General features: G+C 60.6%; 21 protein-coding genes and 2 tRNA genes. 1 reads left to right on the top strand and 22 read right to left on the bottom strand.

What is annotated here, in order from left to right; genetic code table 11:
• Nucleotides 1–134: 134 nt before the first annotated feature.
• The 16 genes from PMW70_RS03400 to asnB all read right to left on the bottom strand — a co-directional run bounded on the left by PMW70_RS03400 (nt 135) and on the right by asnB (nt 18761).
• Complete coding sequence (locus tag PMW70_RS03400; RefSeq protein ID WP_117775886.1) at nt 135–1592, bottom strand: aminoacyl-histidine dipeptidase; 1458 nt, start codon at nt 1590–1592, stop codon at nt 135–137.
• 325 nt (nt 1593–1917) lie between these two features.
• On the bottom strand, nt 1918–4560 hold the full coding sequence (locus PMW70_RS03405; RefSeq protein WP_271743879.1) for an ATP-dependent Clp protease ATP-binding subunit: 2643 nt from the start codon (nt 4558–4560) through the stop codon (nt 1918–1920).
• A gap of 297 nt (nt 4561–4857) precedes the next feature.
• On the bottom strand, nt 4858–6426 hold the full coding sequence (locus tag PMW70_RS03410) for a threonine/serine exporter family protein (RefSeq protein WP_271743880.1): 1569 nt from the start codon (nt 6424–6426) through the stop codon (nt 4858–4860).
• A 348-nt stretch (nt 6427–6774) separates the two neighbouring features.
• Nucleotides 6775–8739: a lysine--tRNA ligase gene (lysS, locus tag PMW70_RS03415; RefSeq protein ID WP_271743881.1), complete on the bottom strand. Its 1965-nt coding sequence runs from the start codon at nt 8737–8739 to the stop codon at nt 6775–6777.
• A 79-nt stretch (nt 8740–8818) separates the two neighbouring features.
• Nucleotides 8819–9289, bottom strand: coding sequence for a transcription elongation factor GreA (gene greA / locus PMW70_RS03420; protein WP_006234960.1), 471 nt, complete (start codon nt 9287–9289; stop codon nt 8819–8821).
• A gap of 106 nt (nt 9290–9395) precedes the next feature.
• Nucleotides 9396–9671, bottom strand: coding sequence for a twin-arginine translocase TatA/TatE family subunit (gene tatA / locus PMW70_RS03425; RefSeq protein WP_152073393.1), 276 nt, complete (start codon nt 9669–9671; stop codon nt 9396–9398).
• A 112-nt stretch (nt 9672–9783) separates the two neighbouring features.
• Nucleotides 9784–9860: transfer RNA gene (locus PMW70_RS03430), tRNA-Pro, on the bottom strand.
• Between the two features lie 49 nt (nt 9861–9909).
• The gene (ispE, locus tag PMW70_RS03435; RefSeq protein WP_271743882.1) at nt 9910–10806 is read right to left on the bottom strand and encodes a 4-(cytidine 5'-diphospho)-2-C-methyl-D-erythritol kinase; all 897 of its coding nucleotides are present in this window, start codon (nt 10804–10806) and stop codon (nt 9910–9912) included.
• A gap of 2 nt (nt 10807–10808) precedes the next feature.
• Nucleotides 10809–11105 (bottom strand): Veg family protein, encoded by a 297-nt coding sequence (locus PMW70_RS03440; RefSeq protein WP_006234957.1) that lies wholly within the window; start codon nt 11103–11105, stop codon nt 10809–10811.
• A gap of 130 nt (nt 11106–11235) precedes the next feature.
• A complete protein-coding gene (dtd, locus tag PMW70_RS03445) occupies nt 11236–11682 on the bottom strand; it encodes a D-aminoacyl-tRNA deacylase (RefSeq protein WP_118377385.1) in 447 nt (148 codons plus the stop codon).
• Nucleotides 11683–11685: 3 nt separating this feature from the next.
• Nucleotides 11686–12327, bottom strand: a complete 642-nt coding sequence (rdgB, locus tag PMW70_RS03450) for an RdgB/HAM1 family non-canonical purine NTP pyrophosphatase (protein WP_118377384.1) — start codon at nt 12325–12327, stop codon at nt 11686–11688.
• Nucleotides 12328–12470: 143 nt separating this feature from the next.
• Complete coding sequence (gene rph, locus PMW70_RS03455) at nt 12471–13196, bottom strand: ribonuclease PH (protein WP_118377383.1); 726 nt, start codon at nt 13194–13196, stop codon at nt 12471–12473.
• A gap of 54 nt (nt 13197–13250) precedes the next feature.
• Nucleotides 13251–14135, bottom strand: coding sequence for a glutamate racemase (murI, locus tag PMW70_RS03460; RefSeq protein WP_117716881.1), 885 nt, complete (start codon nt 14133–14135; stop codon nt 13251–13253).
• Between the two features lie 51 nt (nt 14136–14186).
• Nucleotides 14187–15098, bottom strand: coding sequence for an HAD family hydrolase (locus PMW70_RS03465; protein WP_117635958.1), 912 nt, complete (start codon nt 15096–15098; stop codon nt 14187–14189).
• Between the two features lie 107 nt (nt 15099–15205).
• On the bottom strand, nt 15206–16768 hold the full coding sequence (locus tag PMW70_RS03470) for a Mur ligase family protein (protein ID WP_271729167.1): 1563 nt from the start codon (nt 16766–16768) through the stop codon (nt 15206–15208).
• Nucleotides 16769–16880: 112 nt separating this feature from the next.
• Entirely contained in the window at nt 16881–18761 is a 1881-nt protein-coding gene (gene asnB / locus PMW70_RS03475) for an asparagine synthase (glutamine-hydrolyzing) (protein WP_117563808.1), read from the bottom strand.
• Between the two features lie 187 nt (nt 18762–18948).
• On the opposite strand from asnB, the gene PMW70_RS03480 reads away from it, so the two are divergent.
• Nucleotides 18949–19024, top strand: a tRNA-Val gene (locus tag PMW70_RS03480).
• Nucleotides 19025–19818: 794 nt separating this feature from the next.
• Here PMW70_RS03480 and PMW70_RS03485 read toward each other — a convergent pair.
• From PMW70_RS03485 to PMW70_RS03510, 6 genes are all read right to left on the bottom strand, one after another.
• On the bottom strand, nt 19819–21102 hold the full coding sequence (locus PMW70_RS03485) for an aspartate aminotransferase family protein (RefSeq protein ID WP_271743883.1): 1284 nt from the start codon (nt 21100–21102) through the stop codon (nt 19819–19821).
• 69 nt (nt 21103–21171) lie between these two features.
• Nucleotides 21172–22152, bottom strand: coding sequence for an acetylglutamate kinase (gene argB / locus PMW70_RS03490; protein WP_271743884.1), 981 nt, complete (start codon nt 22150–22152; stop codon nt 21172–21174).
• Nucleotides 22153–22233: 81 nt separating this feature from the next.
• Nucleotides 22234–23502, bottom strand: coding sequence for a bifunctional glutamate N-acetyltransferase/amino-acid acetyltransferase ArgJ (argJ, locus tag PMW70_RS03495; RefSeq protein WP_117840014.1), 1269 nt, complete (start codon nt 23500–23502; stop codon nt 22234–22236).
• Nucleotides 23503–23636: 134 nt separating this feature from the next.
• On the bottom strand, nt 23637–24707 hold the full coding sequence (gene argC, locus PMW70_RS03500; RefSeq protein WP_271743885.1) for an N-acetyl-gamma-glutamyl-phosphate reductase: 1071 nt from the start codon (nt 24705–24707) through the stop codon (nt 23637–23639).
• A 256-nt stretch (nt 24708–24963) separates the two neighbouring features.
• Nucleotides 24964–25374 carry a pyridoxamine 5'-phosphate oxidase family protein gene (locus PMW70_RS03505; protein WP_271743886.1) on the bottom strand — a complete coding sequence of 137 codons (411 nt, stop codon included), beginning with the start codon at nt 25372–25374 and terminating at the stop codon, nt 24964–24966.
• A 51-nt stretch (nt 25375–25425) separates the two neighbouring features.
• Nucleotides 25426–25872: a pyridoxamine 5'-phosphate oxidase family protein gene (locus tag PMW70_RS03510; protein ID WP_271743887.1), complete on the bottom strand. Its 447-nt coding sequence runs from the start codon at nt 25870–25872 to the stop codon at nt 25426–25428.
• Nucleotides 25873–25874: the final 2 nt, after the last annotated feature.

Raw genomic sequence — 25874 nt, forward strand, 5'->3', positions numbered from 1 at the left:
AGGCCTGGCGTTAGCATGTCGCGATTCAATCTCGAAAACAGCATTGCCCAGTTGACAAAACTATAGGAACACCCCCCTCATAATGTCATTTGCAATCCGCTAGCACGTGGCTCGGACCGCTGCTAGCGCGACCTTTACGCAGCGAGGCGCTTGAGGACGTCGATGAGCAGCTCGTAGAAGCGCTCGGCAGAAGCGAGCTCCATGCTCTCGTCCGGGGTGTGGACATCGGAGAGCGTCGGGCCCACGGCGATGGCGTCCAGGCCGTGCAGGGCCTCAGCAAACAGGCCGCACTCAAGGCCAGCGTGAATGGACTCGATGCGCAGCTCGGAGCCAAAGAGCTCGCGATAGCTCTCGACAAAAACGTCGCGGACCGGCGAATGCTCGGCATAGCTCCAGCCGGGATACTCGAACTCAAACTTGGCGTCGAAGCCCAAGACATCGGCCAGCGTCTGCAGGCGGTCCTTGAACTCGTTCTGCAGCGAGGTGATCGAGGAGCGCGGGGACAGCATGATCTTGACCTGGTCGTCGGAAGTGGCGACCACGCCGATGTTGGAGGAAACCTCGACGGAGCCGTCGGTGGCGACGTTGCGGCGAATCACGCCATTAGGGGCAAGACGCAGGGCGCGGATGAGGGCAAGCGCGGACTTCTGATCCATGGCCTCGACCTCGGCGTCGTCGGCAATCTCGACGGTGCAGGTAAAGCCGGGGTCGAAGACCTCGAGCTCGGCAGTGACGTCGGCGATGATGTCCTTTGCGATCTGGGCCGCGGCCTCGGCGGCAGCGTGGTCGGCGTAAACCAGCTCGGCCTTGCACTCACGGTTGATGGCGTTGTCCTTAGTGCCGCCGTTAAAGCTAACGATGGCGGGCTCGCCGGCGACCATCAGGCGGTCGATGATGCGGGCCATGATGAGGTTGCCGTTGCCGCGCTCCAGGTTGATATCGTTGCCGGAATGACCACCCAGTAGGCCGGAGATGTCGAGCGTGAGGGTGCTGCCGGTCTTGTGCTCGCGCACGATGGGGCAGGTGTAGGTAACAACGACGCCGCCGGCGCAGCTGACGGTGGCAACGCCCTCTTCCTCGGAGTCAAGGTTAATCATGGTGCGGGCGCTAATCTGGGACTTGTCGAGCGTCTCGGCGCCGACCAGGCCAGTCTCCTCGTCGGTGGTGAATACGCACTCGAGGGCGGGATGAACGATCGAATCGTCGTTGAGCACAGTAAGCATCAGAGCGACAGCAATACCGTTGTCGGCGCCCAGGGTGGTGCCGTTAGCGGTGAGGACGCCGTCCTTGACGACCAGGTCGATACCGTCGGTCGTAAAGTCGTGCTCAACAGAGCCCAACTTGTCGCACACCATATCGATGTGGCCCTGCAGCATCACGGTCGGGGCATTCTCGGCGCCGGCAGAAGCGGGCTTGCGAATGATGACGTTGTAGACCTCGTCCTGGTACACATCGAGGCCGCGCTCCTTGGCAAACGCAACCAGGAAATCGCTGATGCCCTTCTCGTTGCCAGACCCACGGGGGATCGCGCTGACCTCCTCAAAGAAATGGAACAGCTGGGCGGGCTCGTAGCCGGTGATCTTGTAATCCATGGTGCCTCCTTGGCGCAACTGGTTAGACAGTAAGACATGCGCCTTGTATATTCCCAGACTTTGCGTGCATAAACCAGTCGAAAACGCCGAGCGCCCTTGCATCATCGGCTAACGGTGGGGAGACGCCACTTTATTAAGATAAAGCAGGTTAGACGGGCCGCGCCGAAGGGACGTTGGACCCTTCATCCAACCTCAACGCTTGATCAACGTTTATGCATACGCCATTGATATGTTTAATGAGATCTACTTTGAACGAAGGGGGCTTTCCAACAGAAAAAGGGCGCTCCTTTGGAACGCCCTCGTGGACACAAGGTTTTGTTACGCCCTACAGCGCGCCGGAACCGGCTTGCATCATGCCGCCGGGGCCCGAGGTCACGCCGCCGCTCACGGGCGCGGCGTTGCCAGTGCGCGGTGCCGCCGGGGCGGTATCACCACCGAGCGTGCCCGCCGGACGCGGTGCCGGGATCTCGCCCGTGCCGTGGCTAAAGACAAACTTGCCATCGGCCACGTCGCACAGGACGGTATCGCCCTCGCCCCACTCGCCGGCCAGAAGTTCCTCGGACAGCGGGTCCTCGATGAGCTTTTGAATAGCACGGCGCAGCGGACGCGCACCGTTGGTGAGGTCGGTGCCCTCGGCCACGATCTTGTCATAGGCCGCATCGGTGAGCTTGATGTTCATGCCGTTGGCAATCAGACGCTGGCGCAGGTCGTCCACCAGCAGGTGCGCGATCTTGGTGAGATTCTCGCCCGAGAGCTTCTGGAACACAACAATGTCGTCGATACGGTTGAGCAGCTCGGGGCGGAACAGGCGCTTGAGCTCGCCCATCGCGCGACCACGGATCTCACTCGACGTGAGACCCTGCTCGCCGGTGGTGCCAAAGCCCACGCTCGCATCCTGCGCAATCTCGCGGGCGCCCACATTGGACGTCATGATGATCACGGTGTTGCGGAAGTCGACCGTCTTGCCCTGGCTATCGGTCAGGCGGCCCTCCTCCAGCACCTGCAGCAAGATGTTGAAGATATCGGGGTGCGCCTTCTCGATCTCGTCGAACAGCACGACCGAGTACGGGTGGCGACGAACGGCCTTGGTGAGCTGGCCGCCCTCGTCGTGACCGACGTAGCCCGGAGGGCTACCGATGAGCTTGGAGACCTCGAACTCGCTACCGAACTCGGACATGTCGAAGCTGATGAGCGCGTCTTTGCTGCCAAAGAGATACTCGGCGAGCGTCTTGGCGAGCTCGGTCTTGCCCGTGCCGGTGGGACCCAGGAAGATAAAGCTGCCGCCGGGACGACGCGGGTCCTTGAGCGGCGAGCGGCTGCGGCGCACGGCCTTGGCGACGGCCTCGACGGCCTCGTCCTGGCCGATAATGCGGGTCTTGAGCACGCTTTCGGTCTGCAGCAGGCGACGGCTCTCGCTCTCGGTGAGCGAGGAAACCGGCACGCCCGAAGTCACGGACACGATGTCGGCAATCTGACTCACGTCGATGGTGAGCGGGCTGGCGTCGAGCTCGGCGGTCCAGGCGGCCTTGGCTTCGGCGAGTTCAATCTCGGCGGCCTTCTGCTGCTCGGTGATCTCGGCGGCCTTGTTCATGTCATCGCTCTCGGTGGCCTCCTGCGCGGCGGCCTTGAGCTCCTCTATACGATGCTCGGCCTCGCGCACCGGCTCGGGCGCGCGATTCGCGGCGATGCGGGCGCGGGCACCGGCCTCGTCAATGAGGTCGATGGCCTTATCGGGCAGGAAGCGATCCTGAATGTAGCGGTTGGAAAGGTTCGCGGCGGCCTCGATAGCACCCTGCGTATAGCGCACATGGTGGTGCTCCTCGTAGCGCGGCTTGAGCGCGGTCAGGATCTTGACCGTGTCCTCGACGCTCGGCTCCTCGACATCGATGGTCTGGAAGCGACGCTCGAAGGCCGGGTCCTTGGTGAGGTACTTGCGGAATTCCTCGGCCGTGGTGGCGCCGATAATCTGGAAGGCACCGCGCGCGAGCACGGGCTTGAGCATGGAGCTCGCGTCGATGGAGCCCTCGGCAGAACCGGCACCGATGATGGTGTGCATCTCATCGATAAACAAGATGACGTCGTCGGCCTCGGTGGCCTCTTGGATCACGTTCTTGAGGCGCTCCTCAAACTCACCGCGATACTTGGCGCCCGCGACAAGACCCGGCAGGTCGAGCGTCCAGATATTCTGGTTCATGAGGTTCTCGGGCACGTTGCCAGCAGCAATCTGCTGCGCCAGGCCCTCGACGATAGCCGTCTTGCCCACGCCGGGATCGCCCAGGATAAGCGGATTGTTCTTGGTGCGGCGCGAAAGGATCTCCATCATGCGCTGGACTTCCTTTTCGCGGCCAATCACGGGATCGAGCTCGCCGTCGCGCGCCTTTTGCGTGAGGTTGGTGGCGAACTGCTTGAGCGTGTCGGTGCCGCTCCCCTTTTGCTGAGAGGCATCCGAGCCGCTAAAGAACGGCAGGCCCGCACCGGGACGACCAGCGCCAGCGCCAGCGAGCGGACGCTTCTTATCCTGGTCCTTGGCGGTGAGTTTCTCGATAGCCTTTTTGATGGAGGCGGACGACACGCCCAGGCGCATGAGGATGTCCATGGCCATGCCGTTGCCTTCTTCGACGATGCCGATCAGCAAGTGCTCGGTCGAAACGTAGGTCTGGTTGTTCTCGCGTGCCACGCGGAAGGAGCGTTCCATCACGCTGATGACGAGCGGCGTAAAGGCGAGCTTGGTAGCCTCGGTCTCCTCGCTGGGCTCGGGAACCGTGGTCTGGACCTCTTTGAGGGTATCCATGATGTCATCGTAGGAGATATCGAGCGAACGCAGTGCCTCGGCGGCAATACCCTCGTCCTCCTTAGCGAGCGCAAGCAGCAGGTGCTCGGTGCCCACCTTATTTGAGTGCAGATCGAGCGCCTCTTGCTTGGCCATGGACATGACCTTGCGCGCGCGATCGGTAAAACGGTCTAACATGCTAGTTCCTCTTAGACGAGCTAGTTTTTCAAACGCAAAGCGCCACTCGTGGCGGCGCTTTGGTCTCTTTACCCATATGGAGTATATGTTAACCGCTGGGGCCTTTTCCGCATGCAGCCATACGACAACGTCTACAAAAAAGGAATTGCCAGGTGCGTCTGCATCGGCCCAACGAGCGTGGATTTTCGGACACCCATTCCACGAGCGTGGATAATCTCCCGTTTTGAGCCCGTAAACAGGCCAAAAACGGGAGATTATCCACGTTCATGTTTTGCGGATCAGTTTCATTTGCCCCAATTAGCTGGTGTGGCGCCAGCGAGAGTCGGTGAGGGTTCTCGCCACGCCCAGGCCAACGGGCAGAAACGCCACAATGAGCACTGCACGCACAAACCAGCCGAGCATATTGACCGTGTCGAAGGTGCACATGTAATACATCGAGCGATACAGATACAAGCCCGGCACCATAATGACAATCGATGGCACCGTGAGGGCGATACGTGGATAGGTGAGCTTGATTTCGGCTAAGCTCGCGAGCAGACCCGATACCAGCGCGCCGATAAACGCCGCCGCCTCGGGAGGCATGCCAGCGCTCAAGCCCAGAAAGGGAAACAGCGTCGGCGCATCGACGAGCGTAAGGCGCAAGGTATTAGACACGGCGCCGATGAGCCCTGCCGCCGCGGCCATCTTTATCGGACTGTTGAACATAACCGAGAAGCCAAATACTCCGACAAAGCTCATCACCACACGCAAGAGCGTAAGAGCCAACGGTGAGAGCCCGAGCGGAGCGAAGTCATCCGGCGCCAGTCCCACACACTCGGCAACCATCCAGCCCACGAGGGTCGCCATCACAATAATCGACACGGCATACGAAAGACGCTCAATGCCGCTTCGCATGTCGAGCTTAGCGATGTCGAGACCTGCCGTAATGAGAGGAAAGCCGGGGATCACAAAGAGCATGGCGCCGATATAGCCTTCTTGGTGCGACATTGCCCCCGGTATGACCTGTCCAAGACCGAGCAATGCCAGCAGATACGAGACGCAAGCGAGTGCAACGCCGATCGTCAGCGCGCTAAACTGGCCAAGGCCCTGCTTGAGAATATGGGAACGAGCAAAGTTGCCGACACCAGCGCCCACAAATGCACAAGCCATCTCGATAGGGCCGCCGCCGAGCAAAAAGACAAAGGCGCCACAAGCACAGGCCGCCGCAAGGCCCTGTTGCCAGGGAGTGTAATCGGGTTTTGAACTCTCAACGGTCTTGAGCATCTCGTGGTACTCATGCACGGTAAACCGGCGCCCGTAAACCTCGATTTCCTTTAAGAAGCTCTCCATCATCCAAATGCGATGAGTATTGACTCCCGTTGTGGGTAGGCTGACGACCTCGTTAAAGCAGTGGCCGCCTTCGATGCAGGTGCACTCAAACGACAGGAGACTCAGGTCGACGTGAATCGTGACGCCGAGTACGGCAGCAACACGATTCATGGTATCGCGCACGCGCCAGGCACCTGTTCCGCTTGCCAGCATAAGCATGCCGGTGCGGCAGATGATGGATGATTTATCGGTGAGCGGCGCATCGACGGCAAGCTCATCGCCTGCCGTCACGATCTGGCGCCAGTCGGTTTTCATATGGAGGGCGCCGGCACGAACACCGTGGTGCATGGGGGCTCTCGAAAGCAGCGAGTCAAGGCGCGAAGACTGTGGGGGTTCCGTCGATTCATTCTCAACCTCATCAGCCCCTTCACCCACTAGGTCAAATGAGTCAAGCGATGCCGGCTCGCGACGGTCGATCAGCTCCTCGTCCTCATCATCAAAGTAATTAAACTGATCGAGCATGTCCTCTTCGATCGCGCGCTCGCTCGCATCGTCCATCCCGATGCTCCCTTCCTATCGACTAACCCCCATCCTAGGCAGCGACGGCTAAAGGAAACATAAAAGAGACGGCTGTCGGGCACGGGAGACGCAAAATCGTCAATGCGCCGGTGCGGTCGTTGGGTAGTCATTGGGGACGTTCTTGAATGACTAGTCGTTTAAGAACGTCCCCAATGACTACATCGATGTGTTGGCAACGTCAGCGAGCGGGTCGCATTTGTGACAAGGTGACGTGAAACGAAAGGGCGCTGACCTCCTGGTCGCGCCCTTGAAGTTGAACGTCAGATTGTCCAAATGCGGCCCGCGCAGCGTCGAGCCGTTACGCGGTTCGTAGAACCGCGTAACTAGTTAGTACATCTTTGCGCCGGCGGGGATGGAAGCGTCGAGCTGGATCAGGTTGAGACGCTCCTCGCCCTCCTCCTCGTGGATGGCGCTGATGAGCATACCGCAGCTGGGGATGCCCATCATCTTGCGCGGAGGCAGGTTGGTGATGGCGAGCAGGGTCTTGCCGACCAGGTCCTCGGGCTCGTAATAATCGTGAATGCCGGAGAGGATGGTGCGGTCGGTGCCGGTGCCGTCATCGAGCGTAAAGTTCAGCAGCTTCTTGGACTTCTTGACGGCCTCGCATGCCTTGACCTTCACGGCGCGGAAGTCGCTCTTGGAGAAGGTATCAAAGTCGACGAACTCCTCAAACAGCGGCTCGACGGCAATCTTGGAATAATCAACCGTGGGCTTGAGCGGCTTGACGAAGGGGCTCGCGGTGTTGCCGGCCTCGGCAGCTTTGGCAGCAGCGGCACCGGACTGGAAACCCTTCTCGGGCTTCATGTGCGGGAACAGCAGCACGTCGCGGATGGAAGCCTGGTTGGTGAGCAGCATGACCACGCGGTCGATACCGATGCCGATGCCACCCGCGGGAGGCATACCGTACTCGAGGGCACGCACGTAATCCTCGTCGTACTCCATGGCCTCATCGTCGCCGCCGGCCTTCTCGGCCATCTGGGCAGCGAAGCGCTCGGCCTGGTCGACCGGGTCGTTGAGCTCGGAGAACGCGTTGGCGTACTCGTGACCGGCGATGACCAGCTCAAAGCGATGGGTCAGGCGCGGATCATCCTCAAAGCGCTTGGCAAGCGGACTAACCTCGATGGGGTAATCGCACACGAAGGTGGGGTTGACGATGGTGTCCTCGCCCAGCTCGTCATAGATCTCGGCGATGATCTTGCCGGCGGTCCACTCGGGCTTGATCTCCAGGCCCTTCTCGCGTGCGGCGGCAGCAAGCTCCTCAACCGGCGTGTCGATGGTGACCTGCTTGCCGAGCACGTCGGAGACGATATCGGTCATGGAACGGCTTGCCCACTCACCAGAAAGGTCGATGGTCTGGCCCTGGTACTCAATAACCTCGGGGTTGCCGATAGCCTTGTTAGCGGCCTTAATGACACCCTGGGCGAGCGCCTTCATGCCCTCGAGATCGGAGAAGGCGCGGTAGGCCTCCATCGTGGTGAACTCGGGGTTGTGGGTAAGGTCCATACCCTCGTTGCGGAAGATGCGGCCGATCTCGAAAACACGCTCAAAGCCGCCGACGATGCAGCGCTTGAGGTGCAGCTCGGTGGCGATACGCAGATAGCACTCCTGATCGAGCGCGTTGAAGTGCGTGATGAACGGCTTGGCAGTAGCTCCGCCCTGGATGGTCTGCAGGATAGGAGTCTCAACCTCCATGTAGCCATCGGACTCCATAAAGCGGCGGAACGTGGAGAGGATCTGTGAGCGCTTGCGGAAGGTCTCGCGAACGTCGTCGTTGGCGATCAGGTCGACATAACGCTGACGATAGCGGGTCTCCTTGTCGGAGAGACCGTGGAACTTCTCGGGCAGCGGGCGAACGGCCTTGGACAGCAGCGTCGCGCTCTTGGGGGCAACGGAAAGCTGGCCACGCTTGGTGCGCACGACTACGCCGGTCACGCCCAGGATATCGCCCAGGTCGAGGGCCTTGAGCGTATTCCAGGCGGCCTCGTCCATATCGTTGATGCGGCAGAACAGCTGGATCTCGCCGGTCGCGTCGCGCACGACGATGAACATGATCTTGCCCTGACCGCGCTTGGCGACCACACGGCCGCCGATCTTCACGACGTCCTCGGTGTCCTCGCCATCGGTGAGCTCGGCGTACTTAGTCTCGATGTCGACGACGTAGTCCTCAATCTCGGAGTGCTCGGGATAGGGGTTCTGGCCCGCCTCGAACAGGGCGGCGCGCTTGGCCAGGCGGGTGGCGCGCTCGTCGTTGAGCGTCGATGCCTGATCGGCGGCGTTCTGGTTCTCTGCCATAAGTTAGCTCCTCAAATTAAAACGCTCCCCAGGATTCGGTCCCAGGGAGCGAAAACATACCTTTACGCGGGACCGTGGTCTAGCGTGCGATCTTGGCGATGGTGTAGACGCGAGTCTTGCCGGAAGGCGTAACGACCTCGACGGAGTCGCCCTCGCCGTGACCGATGATGGCATGGCCGACCGGAGACTCGTTGGAGATCTTGTGCTCGAGCGAGTTGGTCTCGGTGGTACCGACGAGCGTGACTTCCATGACCTCACCGTTGGGATCGATCAGAGAAACGGTGGAACCGATGGAGACGGTCAGATCGCCCGTGGTGGCAGCAACCTGAGCGTTGGCGAGGATGGCCTGAATCTCGGCAATGCGAGCAGCATTCTGGGCCTGCTTGTCCTTGGCGGCGTCGTACTCGGAGTTCTCCGAAAGGTCGCCGAACGCGCGGGCTTCCTTGATGTCCTCGACGATCTCCTTGGCGTAATCGCCCTCACGCCAAGCGAGCTCCTCGACGAGCTTCTGGCGGCCCTCAGCGGTCAGTACGATCTGGCTTGCGTCCATACGGATATCTCCCCAACTATGATGTAACGATCAACTGTCAACAAAACGAAAAAGACCGGCTAGCCTGCGGGCAAGCCGGTCAGGTGCTCACCCCAAAGGGATGGGACTACTCTGCGTCCGCGTCGCTGTCCTCTGCCTTCTTTTGCTTAGCAGCAGCGAGCTTGGCCTCGAGCTCTGCGATCTCCTTGTCCTCCTTGGACTCCTCGACCACAACGTCCTCGGCCTGCTTGGTTTCGCCCTTATCGTCGCCCTCCATACCCTCGCGGATATTCTTGACGGTAGAGCCGAGGGACTTGCCGAGCTTCGGCAGGTTCTTGGGCCCGAAGATAATCAGGACAACGACGAGAATGATGATGAGCTCAGGAGCCCTCAGTCCAAACATGTAGACCTCCACAATACAGCGAGACAAGCTCGAATGAGTATACCGCGGGTGTCGCGGTATCACAACAATAGCTAAAAAAAGGGACCGCAAGAAGCGATCCCTCCTCATGCTCTGGTCGGGTTGACTGGATTTGAACCAGCGACCCCTGCGTCCCGAACGCAGTGCTCTACCAAACTGAGCCACAACCCGTTAGCTCGACTATAGTAACAAAGATTTTCGCCGCGTGCTAGAGAAATTTTTATTTCTTTGGCGCTTCAATGCGAACCGTGTCGGAAACGAGCTCCGTTGCATAAGCCCACCAGCCGTTTTGTTGAGCCGTCGCCGCAAGATTGGCTGCCGTGGCGGCGCTATCGCAGAGAGCAAACGAGCAGGCACCCGAACCGCACACGTTTGTGGCAATGGTACCGTCCTGTGAACGAAGCCAGTCGAGCACCGTTTGAATCCGCGGCTCCATCTGCGCGGAAATGACACCCAGGTTGTTGTGGACGAGCGCGTAGGCCGCCTCTGCGTCTCCCGAGCGAAGGGCAGATGCGATCGCTCCGGGCTTGTCCGCAGGCGCTGGAGTCTCATCAAAACGTCGATAGGCTTCAATTGTTGAAACGCTTGCCTCGCGCGGCTTGACCAGCACGACGGGCGTCGCGGGTAGTGCAGGGTACTCGGTGGCCAGCACGTCTCCCCCACCCACGTAAAATGCTGGGCTGGCATGCAAAAAGAAGGGAACGTCAGCGCCAATGCCGCGCGCGATGTTGTCCAGCGCGGAATCGGTACGGTCGATACCCCACAGCTCGGCCAAGGCAACAATGACCGCGGCGGCATCCGTCGAGGGGCCGCCAAGGCCGGCGCACAGCGGGATACGCTTTTCGATCGTCACGCACACGTTGGCTTCGCGACCATAATGCTCGACCATAGCAGCGGCCGCACGATACGCCGTATTCTTTTGCATGGGAAAGTCGGATGCCGGAATAGTCTGGACGGTCAGCACCTGTGCCGGCGTGACCGTCACGGTATCGACAAGGCCGACGGCTGCCATCAGGGAATCGACCTTGTGGTAGCCGCGGGCGTCACGCTCGGTATGAACCCCCAGGTAGAGGTTAATTTTTGCCGGCGCGGTAAGGGTAAGGGACCAATCGGTCACCGTTAGTGCTCCTCGAGCTGGTTGCCGAGCGGAGTAAAGATGTGCTCACCGCTCTCGGGGTCGAACAGCTCGACCTGCCCGGTGAGGACATCGATATACTGGTAGGACTGACGCGACTTGCGGCCGCGGCGCTCGTCAACCTCGACGATAAAGACTGCGGGGTGGACGCTCTTGATGGTGCCCATGCGCTCGACGACGCGGGTACGGCCCATGTTGGCCTTAACCTTAACGCGATCGCCCACCATATCGGTCAGCTTCTCGTGGATGTCGTCGACGTGATTGACTTCCATCTCTTCCATGAACAGGGCCTCCAGAAGGTGCAATTCAAAAAGGGGATAATACCCCTAAGATAGACAAAACTCTAATACTATAGCACCCTGCTACCGCCATGCGCAAGTAGCTAAAAAATCCCCGTCCATAATTGACTACTTACAGATTGTCTGTGTCCAGAACGATGGTGAATGGACCGTCGTTGACGAGGTCGACCTTCATGTCGGCGCCGAAGATGCCATGCGCTACGTGCTCGACGTCCTCGCGCACAAGCGTCAGGAAGTACTCGTAGAGCTCGTTGGCGACATCGGGGGCGCCGGCATCCGTAAACGATGGGCGGCGGCCGTGACGGCAATCGGCGAACAGCGTGAACTGCGACACCACGAGTACCTCGCCTTCGACATCGGCAAGTGCCAGGTTGGTCTTGCCGTTCTCGTCCTCGTTAATGCGCAAGCCCCGGAGCTTGCTCCACAGCTTATCGGCCTCGGCGCGCGTGTCGCCGTGGCCCACGCCCAGCAGCACCAGATAGCCGCGCCCAATTTTGCCCACGCACTCGCCGTCGACCGTCACGCCGGCGTTGAGCACGCGCTGCACCACCGCACGCACGGCCTACTCCTCGCCCGTCAGTTTGGCGGATAGGTGCTCGAGCGCATGGAATCGATGGCTGATGGCGTTCTTCTCGTCCGCCGTCAGCTCGGCCATGGTCTTACCCGGCGTGTCGACCGGCAGGAACAGCGGGTCGTAGCCAAAGCCGTGATCGCCGCGGCCCTCGTGCGCGATAACGCCCTCGCAGGCGCCCTCACCATAGGTGACCAAACCGTCCGTGTCGATGAGCGCGACGACGCTCATAAAGCGCGCAGTGCGGTCCTCGTCGGCCACGCCCTCCAGATTCACGAGCAGCTTGGCATTGTTGGCGGCATCGTCGCCGTGAACGCCCGCGTAGCGCGCGCTATACACACCGGGCTCACCGTCCAGCGCGTCGACGACCAGGCCCGAATCGTCGGCAATGGCCATGAGCCCCGTCTCTTCGACGGCAGCCTGCGCCTTGATGATGGCGTTCTCCAAAAACGTCGTGCCGTTTTCCTCGGGGTCCTCAAAATCACCCAGCTGACCCAACGCCACAAAGCGAACCTCGGGCATAGCCTTGCCCAAAATGGCCTCGATCTCGGTGAGCTTATGGGCGTTGCCCGTTGCCACGACGATGGTCGCCGCCGGGTCGAGGGTGTCGATGTCGATCTTCTCAAGTGCCACAGCTGGCCTCCTTGTCTCTATAGCAATGCCGTGTTGAGGACGACGAGGCCTCGGCCTCTCCCCCTCTTAATCAGCGGCAGTCTTATACTTCGACGTTTTCCCAGATAAAACCTGCCAAAATAAACCTGTCCCTTTTTGGCAGGTTAGGCGAGGGCTTGGCGCTGGAGCTCGATGAGCTCGGCAATGCCCTTGTCGCCCAAATCGAGCAGGGCATTAAGGCGCTTGCGGTCGAAGGGCGCCTGCTCGCCAGTGCCTTGGAGCTCGATCATCTCACCGGTATCGGTGGCGACAAGGTTCATGTCGACCTCGGCGTGGCTGTCCTCGGAATAATCCAAGTCGAGCAGGGTGTTGCCGTCGACAACGCCCATAGAGATGGCAGCAACCTGGCCCGTGAGCGGGATGCGCTCGAGCTTACCCGCCTCGACCCACATGGCAAGGGCGTCGTGCAGCGCCACCCAGGCGCCGGTAATGCTCGCCGTACGCGTACCGCCATCGGCCTGGATCACGTCACAGTCGACGGTGACGGTGTACTCGCCGAGCACCTTCATGTTGACGACGGTACGCAGGCTGCGACCAATGAGGCGCTCGATCTCCATGGAGCGGCCTTTGCGGTTGGCGTGCTCGCGCTTGCAGCGCTTGCCGGTCGACGTCGGCAGCATGGCGTATTCCGCGGTCACCCAACCGGCCTTAGCTCCCTTTCGCCAGCCCGGCACGCCCTCCTCGATAGTGGCGGCGCACAGCACGCGCGTGTCGCCGAACTCGGCCAGGCACGAACCGTGGGCGTGCTTCATGACGCCACGGGTGAGCTTAACGGGACGCAACTCGTTGGCGGCGCGGCCGTTGGCGCGGTTGACCTGCATGTACTCCATAGAAAGATCCTTTCGGCAAAAAATGTGGCGAAGGCTTTGGCGGCGGCCTTACATCTATTTCAGCTCATCGATATCGATATGCTCAATGCTCTTGAGCGGCTGACCAAAGATAAAGCTGCCCGCCACCGCAAACTCGGCAATGTTATCGGCCGTCGTGGCAAAACGATGCTGCGGCTCGGCGGCGTCGCCCGCCAGCTGCTCGCGGCGCGTGAGGATATCGGTCAGCTCGCGCGTGGTCTCCTCGGCGGAACTCACGACGCGCACCCCAGGCCCCAGCGCATGACGGATAGGTCCCACCAACAGCGGAAAATGCGTACAGCCGAGCACCACGGTATCGATACCGTGGTCGCGCAGCGGCTCAACCGTGGCACCCACCAGCGCACGCACGGCAGGCGTATCGAAGATGTCCTCGTTCTCAAGCCACTGCTCTTGCAGATGCGCACCCGAGGCGAGCTCGTGTTCGACAACCTCGACAAAGCTCGAGGCGGGGCAGCCGTATACGTCGACGCCGGCATCTAGGTCCTGAATGGCGCGCGTGTAAGCGCCCGAGCGAATGGTGAGGTTGGTGGCGAGCACGCCCACGCGACGCGTGCGGGTGCTGTTGATTGCCGCACGGGCACCCGGCGCGATCACGCCGATCACGGGAACGTCGAGCACCTGCTGGGCCAGACGCAAGGCCGCAGCTGTCGCCGTGTTGCAGGCGATGACCATAATCTTGACGTCGTGCTTCGACAGCCAACGGCCCGCCTGCAACGCAAACGAGCGCACCTCATCCTCGGTGCGCGTGCCGTAGGGGCAGCGTTTGGTGTCGCCGAAGTAGTAGACGGACTCATGCGGCAGCGCCGTCGCGATGGCGCGCGCAACCGTCAGACCGCCCAAACCAGAATCGAACACGCCAATCGGGCGCGTGTCGCCTGTCGGATTCTCGATATCGGACATTACCTCACCAGTCTCTCTCGAAAAGACATGTCCAAGTGCGGCGACGCCGCGCTACGAACGCGCCGCGACCAGCAGCTCTGCCGTCGCCGCCCAACCGTCGACAATTTTGCCGCGCGTAACGAAAGCGTTCTCGCAAGCAGCCAGGAACTCGGGCGCGCCGGCGCTCGTCAGGCCATTCTCGACCAGGCAGAACGTGCCCACGTGATCGGCCATGTAGAAGTCGGACTCGGAATCGCCGAGCGCGAGCGTCTCCTCGCGCTCAATCCCCAGGTGCTCGCAGAAGCGCGCGATGGCAACGCCCTTGTTGAGGCCGGCGGGATTGATGTTAAACGCGCGACCGTCCTCGACGCGATCGAGCTCGAGCGTCGTCGGCTTGGACAGATGCGTCAGGTGACCGTTACAGGCCCACACCAGGCCGCAGCCGGCCTCGTCCAGGATGGCCTGGACCTCATTGTCGGGCACATCGCCGCGCATGCCGACGGTGACCTCGCGGTACTTGTAGCCGGTCGACATGTCGTTGTGATACTCGATCTTGTGCGGCCAGCGGGCAAGAATCTTCTCGCACACGCCGGTCTGCTCGATCACCTGGTGCGGAGTAAGGCCGCAGGCGGGGTCGTAAGGCATGTCGCCAGTCAGATACTCCCAATCGTTGGCTTTGAGGTCGTACATGACCAGGCCGCCCATCTCACCGATGTAGGAGTTGAGGCCGAGCACGCGCGCATCCTCGTGGATCATGGTACGGTTGCGGCCCGAGGTGGGAACCACCTGAATACCAGCGCGGGCAAGTGCCACGACGGCCTCGACGAGTTTGGTCGAGGGGTTACCGTCGTTGTCGCGCAGCACGCACGAGCCGGGCGCGAGCATCGTGGCATCCAGGTCGGTAAAGACGTACTTGACCTTGGCCAAGCGCTCGCGCATCTCGCCCGAAAGCTCGGCAACGGTCGGCAGGGTGTTGTGGGACATGGTTACTCCGTTTACGTAGAAGGGTTTGGACTTGGACGGCATGTTTTGATTGAGGGAACACGCTTATGGCGACAGCGCACTCAGGGCGCCGCCGCCATCATGGTTCATTAGTCAAACTGGGTAACATCGATCAGGCGATTGGCCAGCGAAAGGTCGCTCTCGATGGGCACGAACTCGTCGCCCACGTGCATGAGCTCCTCGTCACCCTTTGCCAGCAGCAAGACAATGGTGGGAGCATCGGGGTTGACGTACTCCTCGCGCGCCGCCTTGAACGCCGCATGCACAGCGGCTTCGCGGTCGAGGATGATCTTGTTCGGCGTATCGTCGGGAACATGCTCGGCAAGCTCGCGACAGACCTTCATCGGGTCCTCGTGAGCCGGGTCCTCGTTGGCAAAGATCATCAGGTCGGAATATGGTGCGGCCTCGCGCGGAAGCTGCTCGCGGCGCTCCTGCGCCTTGCCGCCGGCAGCGCCAAACACTGCAATGACTGGACTAGCGGGAAACGCGCGCTTGACCGACGAGAAAAGCGAACGGAACGAAAGCTGGTTGTGCGCATAGTCAACGACGCAGATCACGCGGCCGTCCTTCGACTCCACGACCTCCATACGGCCCGGCACACGCAGTTTGGAGAGGCCCTTCTTGATAGCTTCGATACCGATGCCGATCTCGTGCGCAGCGGCGATAGCGACCAGCGCGTTTTCCACGTTAAAGTCGCCCGCGATGCCCAGCAGGACCTTCTCCCCCGCCTCGGACTCGTCGGCACACAGGCCATGCAGGTTAAACTCGATGTTAAAGCCGACCACGCGGACATCGCTTGCCCACAGGCTTGCCTCGGGATGCTCGACGCCAACGGTCACCAAGCGCTCGGCCGTCGACGCTGCCTCCAGCACACGGTCAACCTCTTCGGTGCCCAGATTCACCACGGCGGTCTTTGCCTGGTCAAAGATCCTGAGTTTGCTCTCAAAATAATCCTCAAACGTGGGGTGTTCGATCGGCGAGATGTGGTCACGCCCGATGTTGAGGAAGCACGCCACGTCAAACGGCAGATTCTCGACGCGTTGGTACTTGAGCGCCTGGCTCGAGACCTCCATGACCATGGACTGGCGACCGGACTCACGGCAGTTGGCGATATGGCGCCAGACCTCGGGGGCCTCTGGCGTGGTATTGGTGCTCTCGTAGCACTCGATACCATCGTCGGTACTCACCGAGCCGATCATGCCGCAGGACTCGCCCGCCGCTTTGATAATCGACTGGAGCATAAAAGCGGCCGTGGTCTTTCCCTTGGTACCGGTGATGCCCACGATCTTGACGTCGTGGTCGGGACGGTCGTAGACCTCCGGCGGCAACAGGGCCATGGCCGTGCGAACGCTATCAACAACCAGCATCGCAGCACCGCTCTCCTGCGCCAGCGGCTCCAGAGACTCGACCAGCGACTCTTCGCACACAAATGCGACGGCGCCCGCATCGAGCGCCATGCTCAAAAACGCGGGCTTAAAGGCAGCGCCTTTGCAAAAGAACACGTCACCTGCCGAGACCGCGCGCGAATCAAACGAGCAGCCGGTCACGGCACGCTCGTCAACCTGCTCTGATGCGCGCAGCTCGCCGCACACATCGAGAAGCTTGGCAAGCGTATCGACCGTGGTCACGGTCGCGGAATCCGAATGGTGCATCTTTCACCTTTCTCAGCCATTTGGCAGGGACGGTTTTTATAGTAACTGAAACGCACCCACGCAAAAACGGCTCCCGGAGGAGCCGTTACGCGCAGGCGTTCGTAAGCCGAGGCTAGGCAGCCTGAACAGCGGGCTGGTCCTCGTCGATAAAGAAGCGCTTGTACCACACCAGGAACACGAGCGGCGTATAGATCTTGCGCTGGAAATCGCCCTTGCCCGCAAAGTGCAGATCGAGCAGGTGCATGAGCTCGTCGGTATCGAAGAACTCGCTTGCCCACGGCGCGGTGAAGTACTCCTTGACATAGTCGTACCACTTTTGCTCGCGCAGCCAGTAGACAATCGGCACCGGGAAGCCCACCTTGGGACGGGTGGCCCACTCATCGGGCAGCGACTTGTTGGCAGCGTGGCGGAGTACCTGTTTGTTGCCGTTCTCGTTGATGCGGTAGCGGTCGGGAATGTGCTCGGCGAACTCCATGACTTTGCGGTCCAGGAAGGGCACGCGCAGCTCCAGCGAGTGCGCCATGCACATCTTGTCGGCCTTGAGCAGAATGTCGCCCGGAAGCCACATGTTCATGTCCAGGTACTGCTTCTTGACCAGCTCGGGCTGACCCTTCACGCGCGCATAGATGGGAGCGGCAAGCTCGAAGGCGCCATCGCCGGTGTTGTACTCGGGCTTGAGCACGCCGTCGACCTCGCGCTCCGGCCATACCAGAGCCTGTCCCAGGAACGACTTCTCAGGGATCTCGGCACCCTTGACCAGGAAGTTATGGCCCTTGAAGTACGGCATATGCAGCGCCAGGTTACCGAGCGCGCGACGGATGGGCAGCGGCACCATCTTTTTGTACTTGCGGACTGGGACCGTGTCCTCGTAGTAGGCGTAGCCGCCAAAGAGCTCGTCGGCGCCTTCGCCCGAAAGCACGACGGTGACGTCCTTGCGGGCCATCTCGGCCAAGAACCACAGCGGCACGGAAGACAGGTTGGACTGCGGCTCGTCCATGTGATACTGGATGTCCTCGAGCGCACCGAAGAACTCGTCGGCGGTAATCATCTTGCGGACATTCTCGACGCCGAGCTTATCGGAAAGCTCCTTGGCGTAGTTAGTCTCGTTGAAGTTCTTGTAGTCAAAGCCCACCGAGAAGGTCTTGTCGGGCATGAGGCAAGCGGCGATGTAGCTGGAGTCGACGCCGCCGGAAAGGAACGACGCGACCTTGACGTCGGCGATGCGATGGGCCTCGACGCTCTCGTGCACGACCTCATCCAGCTCGTCGACGTACTCCTCGAACGGCTTCTCGACGGCAGAGTAATCGCAATCCCAGTAGCGCTCGATGTTCATCTTGCCGGTCGGGATGTCTACGGTAAAGTAATGCGCCGGCGGCAGCTTGTAGACACCCTCGAAGAAGGTCTCCTCGGTTGCCGAATACTGCAGCGTCATGTACGGACGCAGGGCCTTTTTGTTGACCGCCTTGTGGAAGTGCGGGTAGTCTAGGAAGCTCTTGATCTCGGAACCAAAGAGCACGCCCGGAGCGCCGTCGCCCGCATCGGCCATGGGATAGTAGTAGAGCGGCTTGATGCCAAAGATATCACGGGCGCCAAAAAGCTTGTTCTTCTTCTTGTCCCAGATGACGAAGGCGTACATACCGCGCAAGCGATCGAGTACTGCCTCGCCCCACTCCTCGTAGCCGTGCAGAAGGCTCTCGGTGTCGGCGCCGCAGTGGAACTTGTAGCCCTTGGCCTCGAGCTCGGAACGGAGTTCTTGGAAGTTGTAGATCTCGCCGTTGAAGACAATGACGACGCTACCGTCCTCGTTGGCCATAGGTTGGGCGCCAGCCTCGGTCAGGTCGAGGATCGACAGGCGGCGGAAGCCGAGGGCAACGCGGCCGTCGATAAACTGGCCGCCCATGTCGGGACCACGATGGACGATGCGGTCCATCATCTTGGTGAGCACCTCGGATTGGTTATCCGTCCCACCGACAAAACCGACAAAACCGCACATATACTATCCCCTTTGCTGTTGCTGGGCATCAAATCGAATCAGTAGCTTTTGAGTATACCCGAGGGCGTAAAGAGGGGCGGAATGTTCAGGCAATCTCAACTGAATCAGCTCCGCTGTGACACGCGTCGGTTACCTTTAATGGATATGAGGTGAATGAGGCGATTGTTTTGCTATACTCTCTCCGCACGGGCGATTGGCGCAACGGTTAGCGCAGGTGCTTTACACGCACAAGGCTGGGGGTTCGAATCCCTCATCGCCCACCATTGAATTGGAAACGGTCCTCGCAAGGGGACCGTTTTTGTTTGGGCCCAGCGCATGGGATTCGAACCCGACAGGGTGCGAAGCTGAGGAAACGCGAAACGTTTTCCAGCGCAGCACGCGAGGGCCGCAGGCCCGAAGCGAAAGCGGGCGGCGTCAGCCGCACGCGACATCCCTCATCGCCCACCACTGATTTGATAGGCTCCCAGCTATGGGGGCCTTTCTTTTTTGGGCCCAGCGCATGGGATTCGAACCCGACAGGGTGCGAAGCTGAGGAAACGCGAAGCGTTTTCCAGCGCAGCATGCGAGGGCCGCAGGCCCGAAGCGAAAGCGGGCGGCGTCAGCCGCACGCGACATCCCTCATCGCCCACCACTGAATTGTTAGGCCTCCAGCGATGGAGGCCTTTCCTTTTTCAGGCCCAGCGCATGGGATTCGAACCCGCCAGCACGTCTGTCACAAAGGCCGTGGCCAAAAAATGGCAAAAATGAGTACTGCTACCTTGCTTACAACATATCAAAAGATAGTATTTGCTTAAGTTACGCAACATATGTCCATTATAAGGACTAGCAATTGGATCAAAATCGTACATTCATCGCCATTTCGACTAGCTATCTGGCCTTATTAGTCCAAAATTGCTGTTACCAAATCGGTAACAGTACTCATATTTGATGTTTTTTGACCAGCAGGTCTCCCCGCCTTAGCAAATCTAAGGCAAAACGGGCTCCAGACCGCTGAATCATGCCACATAGGGCACGTCCGCAGTCCGGAACCCGGTCAAAGTTAAGTTATTTCGCTGTGTTAGGCCAAAACGTCCGACAGGATCTCGATCAGACTGTCCACGTCGGATTCCTCGCAGACGAGCGGCGGCAGGAAACGCAGCGTATGGGCACCCGTAGCGTTAATCACGGCACCAGCCCCCAATGCACGGGCCACAACGTCGTGTGCATCACCCACAGTATCGTCCAGATCGCAGCCGAGCATCAAGCCGCGGCCACGCACCTCGGTCACGTTCGGCAGCTTGGCGAGCTTTGCCTCCATATAGGCGCCTACCTTGGCAACATGGTCGGCATAATCGCCGTGCACGAGCGCGGAGAGCGTCGCGGCACACGCCGCGACGGCCAAGCAGCTACCGCCAAAGGTCGAGCCGTGGTCGCCCGGCTTAAACACGTCGGCAATCTCCTTCTTTGCTACGGCGGCACCCATGGGCACGCCATCAGCAATGCCCTTGGCAAGGCTCATGATGTCGGGTTCCACGCCATAGGTTTGGAATGCAAACGGCTTGCCGGAGCGGAAGATGCCGCACTGGACCTCGTCGGCGATAAGCACGGCGCCCACTTCGTGTGCCAGGTCGCGCGCTGCCGCCATAAACTCCTCGGTCATGGGGTGCACACCGCTCTCGCCCTGAATCGGCTCGAGCATCACGGCACAAATTTCGCTCCCCAGCTGCTTAAAGATCGCACGCAGTTCATCGATATCGTTGGGCGTGCAGGCCACAAAGCCACCCGGCAGCGGGCGGAAACTATCCTGCAGCCAATCCTGCATGGTGGCGGCAATGGTCTCGAGCGTACGGCCGTGGAAGCCGCCGCGCATGCACACGATGGTGTTGCCGCCGTTACCGGCACGCTTGGCGTACAGGCGCGCGAGCTTCATCGAGCCCTCGTTGGCCTCGGCGCCGGAGTTGGCAAAGAAGGTCTCCCACACCTGCTCGTCCGCAGCCGGGGCACCAAGAGCAGCTGCCGTGGTCTCATCGCCGGCGGCAATGGCATCGGCAAGCACGCGTGCACCATCTACGTCGTCGTTGGCAAGCTTGGACAGCAGCGCCGCGACCTGTCCACGCTGCTCGATGTAGAAGTAATTGGAGACATGCATGAGCTTTTTGGTCTGTGCCTCGAGCGCCGAGAGCACAGCCAGGTTGCCATGACCTAGGCTGCACACGCCGATGCCGGCAAGAAAGTCGAGGTACTCACGGCCATCGTCGCCGGTGAGCTTCATGCCGTGACCCTCGACAAACTCGACCGGAGAGCGGCCAAAGGTATGCATAACGTAATGGGATTCAAGCGATTGCTGAGCTGCAAGTGACATGGGATGCCTTTCGTTGAGCGCCGGACGGCGCAGACCTATGGGTGCAGGAATGGAGCGGCTGCGGGTCAGCTAGACCGTCTGAAGCTTCTCGACCTCGTCGAGGTTCTCGGTCAGACGCGCAGCAAACGTCGAAAGCGGATGCGGATGTGTATCGAACTCGTAAGCCGTCTCGGTGGAATGGATCACGGTACCGACGCCGGCATCGGTCAGCAGCTCCAGCAGCAGCGAATGCGGCGTGGTGCCGTTGATGATGTGAGCGCGAAATACGCCGCCGGCAAGCGCATCGACGGCCGCACGCAGCTTGGGAATCATGCCCTTATCGACCTCGCCGCCGTAGAGCATTTCGTTAACCTCGTCGAGCGTTAGGTTGGAGATGAGTGAGTCTTTATCGCTAAAGTCCTTGTACAGGCCGTCGACGTCGGTCAAAAAGATCGCCTTATGCGCGTGGAGCGCTGCCGCAACGGCACCGGCGGCGGTATCGGCGTTGATGTTGAAGAAACCGCCGTCCTCCCCCGCCGCGACGGTAGCGATGACGGGGATGTACTCGCTATCGAGCAGGCGCTCGATATAGTCGGTGTTGACATGCGTGACCTTGCCTACGCGGCCGAGTTCGGGGTCGAGCGGCTCGGCGATGAGCGTACCGGCATCGCTGCCCGAAACGCCCACGGCCAGGTTGCCGTGATGGTTGAGCGCCGCGACCAGCTCCTGGTTGACCTTACCGCCCAGCACCTCGCGCACGATATCCATGGTCGCCGGCGTGGTCACGCGCTGGCCGTTCTTAAACTCGACGGGGATGTCGTAGTGGCTCAGCGCCTCGTTGATGGCCTTGCCGCCACCATGCACGATGACGGGGCGCATGCCGATGATCTTAAGGAGGACGATGTCGCTCATCACGTCGCGACGCAGCTGCTCATCAACCATGGCGGCTCCGCCATATTTGATAACAACCGTCTTGCCGGTCAGGTTCTTAATCCACGGCAGCGCTTCGAACAGCAGCTGCGCGGTTGCTTCGTTGGATTCGTTCGAACGACAATCGCGTGCGAATTTCATAATCTGCCTCGTCTTTCGTATCGTTATCGCGCCGTGCTCCGCTGTCCGCAATCGCGGCAAGATGCGCAGCGTGCCTGGAATCTAGGAACGGTAGTCGCCGTTAATGGAGATGTACTCGTGCGTGAGGTCGCAAGTCCACACGGTGGTCGCCGCGTCGCCCGCGCCCAGGTCGGCCGAGATCACGATCTCGGGCGCCTCAAAACGTCGCAGAGCCTCGTCCTCGTCAAAGGGAACGGTCAGGCCGTCACGGCAGACGGGCATGCCCATCATGTCGATGGAAACGTCTTCCTGATTAAACTTCACGCCGCACTTGCCGAGCGCCATGGCAACGCGGCCCCAGTTGCAGTCGTGGCCGGCGATGCAGGTCTTAACGAGCGGCGAGTTGGCAACGGCACGGGCGGCGATATCGGCCTCCTCGTCGTTCACGGCGCCGGTAACGTTGACCGTAACAAGCTTAGATGCGCCCTCACCATCGGCGGCGATATTGCGCGCCAGGCTCTCGCACACCTCGTGCACGGCAAATGCCAACTCGTCAAAGGCATCGGAGCCCTCGACGATAGGCTCGGCATCTGCGGCAGCGGCGCCGGAGGCAAGCATGATGCAGGTGTCGTTGGTCGAGGTGTCGGAATCGACCGTTACCTTGTTAAAGGTCTGCTTGACGGTCGAGAGCAGCAGGGCATGAAGTGCCGCAGGCTCGACGGGGGCATCGGTGGTGATAACTGCGATCATGGTGGCCATGTTGGGCATGATCATACCCGAGCCCTTGCACATTCCGCCTACCGTATAGACATTGCCCGCATGACCCGCAGCCTCACTGACGTAGGATACGGCGTACTCCTTGGAGTGCGTGTCGGTCGTCATGATGGCGCGAGCGGCATCGGCGCCACCGTGGGCGGAGAGCGCCTCGTAGGCGGCAGGAATGGCGGTCTCAAACGTGTCGATCGACAGAATCTGGCCAATCACACCCGTGGAGGCAACCAGAATCTGCTGGGGCTCGCAGCCGATGACCTGCGAGGCGATGTTGCACGTCTCGCGCGCGCAGGCAAGGCCCGTCTCGCCCGTGGCGGCATTCGCGTTGCCGGAGTTGATTGAAACGCCGGCGATGATGCCATAGCCCTTGCCCACACCGCCCAGGTTGGCGCGGCTCACCTGCACAGGCGCTGCGCAAAAGCGATTGGTCGTAAACACGCCGGCACCGGGACAGGGTTTATCGGGCACGACGAGCGCGTAATCCAAGCGCTCGGGATTCTTGCGAAAACCCGCATGAATACCCGCGGCCTTAAAGCCGGCCGCTACCGTAATGCCACCCTCGACGGCACGAATCTTGATATCGAACTGCTCTGTATTCATCGTCCTTACGACTCCTTATATCAAACAAAAAACGGACATCGGTTGGTGCGCCATGCCAGTCGTGATCATGAGACCAGCTTAAGAGTGGCGCCCCACTCGATGCCCGACTACCAAATCGTTAACAATCGAATGTGCTACACCGGGCACGCCACTGTGGGCAAGCCTCGTCGCTCGTCAAAGCCAAAGACGATATTGGCGCACTGGACTGCTTGGCCCGCAGCGCCCTTGCACAAATTGTCGATAGCACCCGTCGCCACCAGCACGCCCGCGCGCTTGTTGAGCGCGAGGCCGATCTGGGCGGCGTTGGTGCCGACGACCGAAGCCGTCTTGGGCTGCTGACCGGCATCGAGTACGCGTACGAAGGTGCGACCGGCGTAGAACTTCTTGTAATGGTCGACGACATCCTCAAGGGTCAACGTGTCGAGAGCCTGCAGCGCGAGCGGCATCGTCACCGTGGAGAGCAGACCACGCTTGAGCGGTGCCAGGTGCGGGGTAAAGACGACGCGATCGGTCAGGCCAAGGATTTGCTCGATTTCGGGCGTGTGACGATGCTTGCCCACACCGTAGGCCTCCAGGTTTTCGTCCGCGCTGCAAAAATGGGTGCGGGCGTTGCAGGACTTACCGGCGCCCGTCACGCCGCTAATGGCATCGACAATCACGGGACCGTTCTCGGCCACCCAGCCCGCGCGCACGGCGGGCGCGGCGGCAAGGCTCGTTGCGGTGGGATAGCAACCGGCGCAGGCGACCAGCACGGGTTTGCCGTCGGCATGGTCGGATGCGGCGGTCTCCAAGTCTTGGCAGAACAGCTCGGGCAGACCGAAGGCACGGGTCTTGAGCAGCTCGGGGCTCGTATGCTCGGCGGCATACCATGTCTCAAAGACGGACGCATCGTTCAGACGGTAGTCGGCCGAAAGATCAAAGCAGGAGACGCCCGATGCAAGCAGCGCGGGCACCTGTGCCATGGCAGCCGTGTGCGGCACGGCAAGAAAAACCGCATCGCAGCTCTTGAGCTCGGGGGCGTCATGCGTGGTGAAAACCAGATCGCTCACGCCAGCGAAGCTCGGATACACCGCGGACAGCGGCTGGCCGGCATCGGCGTTGGACGTAATGGCAACAAGTTCAAACTCGGGATGACCGAGCACGAGGCGAATGAGCTCGGCTCCGGCATATCCAGCCGCGCCGACGACTCCAACCTTTAAAGACATATCAGACTCCTTGTCTGCGATTTATGCACCGATGCGCATTTCGCAGCGGTCGTTATGAAGTGGGTTGAAACTTTAGCACCAAAAGATGCATGAATACGTAAATGGCTTGCATATTCATGCATTGAAACATTCCCGACACATTCGCTTGAAGGAATTGACAAATGGAGCGGGCCCGTATTGACCGGCGCTCCTAACGGCGCCGGGCAATACGGGGCCCGCCCATGCGAAAACCAAGTTGTTAGGATGAGCCAGCTGGCTAGAGCTCGACCGGCACCCATTCGTCGTGATTGCAGATAAAAGCCTCGGGATCCTCGACGCTAAAGAAGACGAGCGTGGGGTCGTTAGGCCCCTCATAGTGCTCGCCCAGGCGCTCTAGATGCTTCCACCCGGCTTCACGCATTTCGTCTAAAGCCTGGTCATCCAAGCCAGCGCGCCCGCGCAAGATGAGCCAGCCATGGCCCGGCCACCAACTCGTGGCCTCAAAGCGCTGGTTTTGCAGCAGCTCCTGCCACACATCTTTGGTGCGCGCTGTTACAAACCACAGCTTGCCATCCTGGATCTGCGCAAACGAAAACGGACGCACATGAGGCTGTCCGTCAACGCTCGTCGCCAAATACCATGCCGGCACCGACGTCAGATACTCCAACACCGTATTCAATCCGTCCATGTGTCCTCCTGGCGCTAGCTAATTCGGAACGGGTAGTTAATTTGAGACGCGCTAGAGCTCCAGGCGCTCCTCGCTGCCGTCGATATCACAGAAGCGCGCGGCAATGTTGCGGACCGAAAAGAAAGCAAGGCGGCCGTCGTTGGCACTCTCGTGTTCCTCGCCGATGCCCACCATGTGTTTAAAACCCGCTTGACGCACCTTGTCGCTCGCAACCGCGTCGTCCTCAAGTGCGGCCTCGCCGGTCAACACGATCCAACATTCCCCCGGCTTCCAGCCCGAGAGCTCAAACTTGGGATTCGCACTCAGCTCCGCCCACACATCCTTGTCGCGCGACGTGCAAAACCACAGCTTACCGTCATCGACCATGGCAAACGAAAACGGCCTCACGCGAGGCTGATGCCCGTCGGCCACATCGATCGTGGCCAGATACCACGCCGGAATGCGCCTGAGATACGAACAGGCGCGCTCAAGCTGAGCCGTGCGGTCGTTGTCGGTCATAG

Origin of the sequence: Collinsella aerofaciens (assembly GCF_028209625.1) — a bacterium.
Classification (GTDB): Bacteria; Actinomycetota; Coriobacteriia; order Coriobacteriales; family Coriobacteriaceae; genus Collinsella; species Collinsella aerofaciens_AM.